The 4,320-nt window shown below is 67.7% G+C and carries 7 protein-coding genes; 2 read left to right on the top strand and 5 right to left on the bottom strand.

Features of this window, described 5'->3' with window-relative positions; translation table 11 throughout:
* Positions 1-298: RidA family protein (locus tag U1E69_RS02035; RefSeq protein WP_322242405.1), on the top strand; the 298-nt coding region annotated here is incomplete at its 5' end.
* 62 nt (positions 299-360) lie between these two features.
* On the opposite strand, the gene U1E69_RS02030 is transcribed toward U1E69_RS02035, so the two are convergent.
* The gene (locus U1E69_RS02030; protein ID WP_322242404.1) at positions 361-570 is read right to left on the bottom strand and encodes a hypothetical protein; all 210 of its coding nucleotides are present in this window, start codon (positions 568-570) and stop codon (positions 361-363) included.
* A gap of 97 nt (positions 571-667) precedes the next feature.
* On the opposite strand from U1E69_RS02030, the gene U1E69_RS02025 reads away from it, so the two are divergent.
* Entirely contained in the window at positions 668-1,531 is an 864-nt protein-coding gene (locus U1E69_RS02025) for a LysR family transcriptional regulator (RefSeq protein WP_322242403.1), read from the top strand.
* A gap of 4 nt (positions 1,532-1,535) precedes the next feature.
* Here U1E69_RS02025 and U1E69_RS02020 read toward each other — a convergent pair whose 3' ends face one another.
* From U1E69_RS02020 to U1E69_RS02005, 4 genes are all read right to left on the bottom strand, one after another.
* On the bottom strand, positions 1,536-2,291 hold the full coding sequence (locus tag U1E69_RS02020; protein WP_322242400.1) for an NYN domain-containing protein: 756 nt from the start codon (positions 2,289-2,291) through the stop codon (positions 1,536-1,538).
* A gap of 63 nt (positions 2,292-2,354) precedes the next feature.
* Complete coding sequence (ybaK, locus tag U1E69_RS02015; protein ID WP_322242399.1) at positions 2,355-2,825, bottom strand: Cys-tRNA(Pro) deacylase; 471 nt, start codon at positions 2,823-2,825, stop codon at positions 2,355-2,357.
* Between the two features lies 1 nt (position 2,826).
* Positions 2,827-3,567 carry a hypothetical protein gene (locus U1E69_RS02010; RefSeq protein ID WP_322242398.1) on the bottom strand — a complete coding sequence of 247 codons (741 nt, stop codon included), beginning with the start codon at positions 3,565-3,567 and terminating at the stop codon, positions 2,827-2,829.
* 17 nt (positions 3,568-3,584) lie between these two features.
* A partial coding sequence (locus U1E69_RS02005) for a zinc-binding dehydrogenase (RefSeq protein WP_322242397.1) occupies positions 3,585-4,320 on the bottom strand: 736 nt, incomplete at its 5' end.

Genomic DNA, 4,320 nt, shown 5'->3' with positions numbered 1-4,320 from the left:
GAACGTCACCGTAGAAGAAGGCTACCAGGCTGCGCGGCGGACCGGGCTGAACGTGCTGGGCGGCATCCGGCAGGCGGTGGGGTCGCTGGACCGGGTGAAAGGGATCGTCCGCAGCCTGAACTTCGTCGTCTGCACGCCCGAGTTCGAGGAGGTGCACAAGGTCTCGAGCGGTCTGTCGGACCTGTTCGTCGAGGTCTTCGGGCCAGAGCGCGGCTTGGGCGGGCGCGCGACCATTGGAGTGATGGCGCTCGCCAACGGGGTCTGCTTCGAGACCTGGGTCACGGTCGAGGTGGAGTAGGGGCGGCTCCTCGTGCGACTTCGTCTTCTCGTCGCGGGTGATGGGCCAGCGGGGCCCGCGCGTCAGGGGCAGAGCGACGGCTTGGCCTGCCGACGGACCAGCTTGCGGATCAGTGCGAAAATCCGGCGGCCACGGGACTGCCGCCCTTCGGCGCGGGCGGCGCGCAGCGCATCCAGATGCGCGGCCGTGTGGTGGGCATGCGGGTCCTTCGGGCGGCCATCGGGGTGATGGGCAACCGTCGCGCGAAGGAGGTCGAGATTGACGCCGTGCATGGCTTTCGTCCCAGAGTGGATTGTCCCTTGGGAATGCCATGAAACCTGCGATACTCCGACTCAGGAATTTCCATCAAACGAAAGTTGAGCTTACGTCATGCGCTGGCGCGACCTGCCCTCTCTTTCCGCGTTGCGGGCCTTTGATGCCACGGCGCGCAGCGGCAGCTTTGCCGAGGCGGGGCGACTGCTGAATGTCACCCATGCCGCCGTCACTCAGGCGGTGCGGGGCCTGGAGGCTGATCTGGGCGTGGCTCTGGTGCGGCGGGCGGGACGGACCGTCGCCCTGACCGCGGCGGGGGAGCAGCTGGCGCGGGCGCTGGATGACGGGTTCGGCACGGTGGCCGCCGGGATTGCCAGCTTGCGCGAGGCCGAGGCGCGGCGGGTGGTGCGGATCACGACGACGACGTTCATCGCCGAAACCCACGTCATGCCGCGGCTGCCGGAGTTCTGGGCCAGGCATCCCGGCGTCGAGGTCGCGCTGTCGCCCAGTCCGGCGAAACTGGACCTGGCGCGTGAGGGGTTCGACATGGCGATCCGGGCACTGCCCGAGGGCTGGGTCGAGGCGCCGGAGGAAGAGATCAGGCCGCTGTGCCGGTCGCAGGTGATTGCGGTCTGCGCGCCTGCGCTGGCCGCGTCGGGGCTGCATCCGCAGGACATGCCCTGGGTGATCGGGGCCGACAAGCACTGGGAACTGGCCGAGGTGGCGGGCACCGGTCTGGACGTCTCGCGCCTGAAGCGGGTGGAGGTGGGCAGCCCGCACCTGGAGATGTCGGCCTGCCGTCAGGGTCTGGGCGCAGGGACGGCGACCGAAATCATCTGTCGGGCGGACCTGGAGGCCGGACGGCTGGTGCGCCTGCCCCTTGGCGGGCTGCCGGTGGTCACCTATGCCGTCGTCCTGCCGCGCGGCCGGCGGCGTCCGGCGGTCGAGGCTTTTGCGGGCTGGCTGGCGACGATCTTCTGACGGCTTACGCCTTGTCGCGCACGACCAGCTGACTGCCGTCGCCCTTCTGCACCTCGAAGCGGCCGGTCCGTTTCAGAAGGTCAGAGAGGCGCGCGCTGCCATAGCTGCGGCTGTCGAAGTCCGGGTAAAGCTGGGTCAGGACCTGGCCCAGCTGGCCCAGGGGATAGCTGTCCTCTTCGATCCCGATCTTCTTCATCGCGGCAAGCACCAGGGGGATGGCCTTGGAAGGCGGCTGCTTTTCGGGCGCGGCTTCGGTCGGCTTTGCCGTCTCTTTCGCGGCCCGCGCGGGGTCTGCGGCACGGGCGGCGTCGGGGGCGGCGGCGATGTTTTCCAGGAAGATGAAGCGGTTGCAGACCTTGCGCAGCGACTCGGGCGTTTTCTCTTCGCCGACGCCGATCACTTGCAGCCCGTCCTCGCGGATGCGGCTGGCAAGGCGGGTGAAGTCGCTGTCCGACGACACCAGGACAAAGCCGTCGACCTTGCCGAGGTGCAGGATGTCCATCGCGTCGATGACCAGGCCGATGTCGCTGGCGTTCTTGCCCTTGGTGTTGGCGGATTGCTGGTGCATCACCAGGCCCAGGCTGCGGGCCTTTTCCTTCCACTGCGACAGCGCCTGCGACGACCAGTCGCCATAGACCCGCCGGACCGAGGGTTCGCCATAGGTGGCCAGTTCGTCCAGCACCGCCTCGATATGCCGGGCGGGGATGTTGTCGGCGTCGATCAGGACGGCAAGGCGGGGGGCGCGGGGGTCTGCGGGCATCGGGGCCTCCTGAGGGTTGCGGCCTTTGTCGCCGAAGCGGGGCGTCGGGGAAAGTGGAAAGCGTCAGGCGATCAGCGGCAGGGCCTTGGCTGCAAGCGCGCGGAGTGCGTCTTCAGGCGGCAGCGACAGAAGGAGCCCGCGCTGCCCGGCGTTGATCCAGACGCGGGGGGCGGTGCAGGCGCTGGCCTCCAGTGCGGTCGGGACGGCACGCTTCTGCCCGAAGGGAGAGATGCCGCCGACATGGTAGCCGGTCAGCTTTTCGGCCTTGGGCGCGGGCATCATCGCGGCGGACTTGGCCCCGAAGGCTGACGCCACGCGCTTCATCGACAGCTGGCGGTCCGAGGGAATGACGCAGCAGGCGGGCTTGCCGTCAACCTCGACCATCAGGGTTTTCAGCATCACGGCGGGGTCGATCCCCAGAGCTTCGGCGGCCTGCAGGCCCACGGCATCGGCCTTGGGGTCGTAGGCGTAGGGGTGAAGCGTGACCACGATCCCAAGGGCAGCCAGGGCGCGAAGGGCGGGGGTGGAGGTCATGTCAGCCCAGGACGGATTCGGTGACATGGGGGCCGAAGACGCGCGCCTGGGCCAGTACGGCGGCGTAGAACGTCCAGTGCAGCGCGAAGGCCGCAGCAAGGCCGAAGCGGGTCTTCAGGATCAGGCGGGGCAGCACCAGGCCAAAGGCGGTGGACGCGGCGATGAACATGATGACGGCGCGTGGCGGGATGCCCGAGAAGGCCAGCAGGATGTGCATTCCCCCGAAAAGAAGCGCCACGAAAAGCGAGATGGTGCGCAGGGGCAGCCCGTCGATCGAGAGGCTGACGATCATCGCCAGCACCAGCAATTGCTGGAAGACGATCTCCATCGTCTTGGGGAAGAAATAGGCGGGCGTCGCCATCAGAAGGTCGGGCGCCTTGCCAAGCTCTGCGGACCAGGTGGCCTGCGGAAGGGCGGGCAGGCCCCAGTGCAGGAAAGCCAGGATCGCGGCGAAGGTGGCAGTCCAGATCAGCGCGGCCTGCACCCGGTTGCGCAAGGTGGGGAAGGCCGCGCCCGCGTTCCAGCGGCTGTAGAGCGGCCAGAAGACGATGGCGGCAAGGCCGGACCAGAAGAGGTAGAAGGTGGCGATGGGCATCGGGTGACTGTTGTAGTCCGCCCCGATGCCCAGCGCCGGAAGGCCGAAGTAGTAGCCAAGATCGGACACCAGCCAGAACCCCGCCAGCCAGCCAAGGACCCGGAACTGCCGGCGTTTCCACGGCCCCGCAGGGGGAGCCGTGGTCACATGTGCCGGCGCCGTGCTCAATAGACGACCACGGCCCGGATCGACTTGCCCGCGTGCATCAGGTCGAAGCCTTCGTTGATGCGGTCGAGGGGCAGGATGTGGGTGATCATGCTGTCGATCTCGATCTTGCCGTCCATGTACCAGTCGACGATCTTTGGCACATCTGTGCGGCCCCGCGCGCCGCCAAAGGCCGTGCCTTTCCAGACCCGGCCGGTGACAAGCTGGAAGGGCCGCGTCTCGATGACCGCCCCGGCGGGGGCGACGCCGATGATGATCGACTGGCCCCAACCCCGGTGCGTGCATTCCAGCGCGTCGCGCATCACCTTGACGTTGCCGGTGCAGTCGAACGAGTAGTCCGCGCCGCCGATCTTGTCGAAGGGGGTCTTGGTCAGTTCGACGATGGCCTGCACGACCGAAGTGCCTTCGGGCAGCTCTTTCGGGTTGACGAAGTGGGTCATCCCGAACTTTTCGCCCCATTCCTTCTTGTCGTTGTTCAGATCGACACCGATGATCATGTCGGCCCCGGCCATCTTGAGGCCCTGGATGACGTTCAGCCCGATGCCGCCCAGGCCGAAGACCACGGCCTTGGCCCCGATCTCGACCTGAGCCGTATTCAGCACCGCGCCGATGCCGGTGGTCACCCCGCAGCCGATGTAGCAGATCTTGTCGAAGGGGGCGTCGTCGCGGACCTTGGCAAGGGCGATTTCCGGCATGACGGTGTGCTGCGCGAAGGTCGAGCAGCCCATGTAGTGA

Source organism: Tabrizicola sp. (genome assembly GCF_034366665.1).
Classification (GTDB): domain Bacteria; phylum Pseudomonadota; class Alphaproteobacteria; order Rhodobacterales; family Rhodobacteraceae; genus Tabrizicola.
This window is presented reverse-complemented; position numbering and strand designations above follow the sequence as displayed.